Genomic DNA, 515 nt, shown 5'->3' with positions numbered 1-515 from the left:
ACTGAAGCTGGCGATCGGCACGATGATCGAACTGCCGCGCGCCGCTCTGACCGCCGGTCAGATCGCCGAGGCCGCGGAGTTCTTCTCCTTCGGCACGAACGACCTGACCCAGACGGTGTGGGGCTTCAGCCGGGACGACGTGGAGGCTTCGTTCTTCACGGCGTACCTGGAGAAGGGCATCTTCGGAGTCTCCCCCTTCGAGACGATCGACAAGGACGGCGTGGGCTCGCTGGTGAAGCTGGCCGCGGAGGCGGGCCGCGCGACGCGCCCCGACCTGAAGCTCGGCGTCTGCGGCGAGCACGGCGGCGACCCCGAGTCCGTCCACTTCTTCCACGAGGTGGGCCTCGACTACGTCTCCTGCTCGCCGTTCCGGATCCCGGTGGCGCGGCTGGAGGCGGGGCGGGCGGCTTCGCAGTCGGCGGGGAGTGATCACCGGTAGGGCTTGCGGGCACTGGCCTCACGGCCACTGAACCCCGGAACCGCCGACCGTCCCCGACCGACCCTCACCGATGGGC

At 70.1% G+C, this 515-nt stretch carries 1 protein-coding gene; it reads left to right on the top strand.

Annotated features, from left to right (window positions below; all coding sequences use genetic code 11):
• The coding region (locus AC5P09_RS52130) for a putative PEP-binding protein (protein WP_493880654.1) at positions 1–439 on the top strand (439 nt) is incomplete at its 5' end.
• Positions 440–515: the final 76 nt, after the last annotated feature.

The sequence above is a fragment of the Streptomyces sp. a15 genome (genome assembly GCF_059026085.1).
Note: the sequence above shows the minus strand (reverse complement) of the source record. Positions and strands in the feature narration are given on the sequence as shown.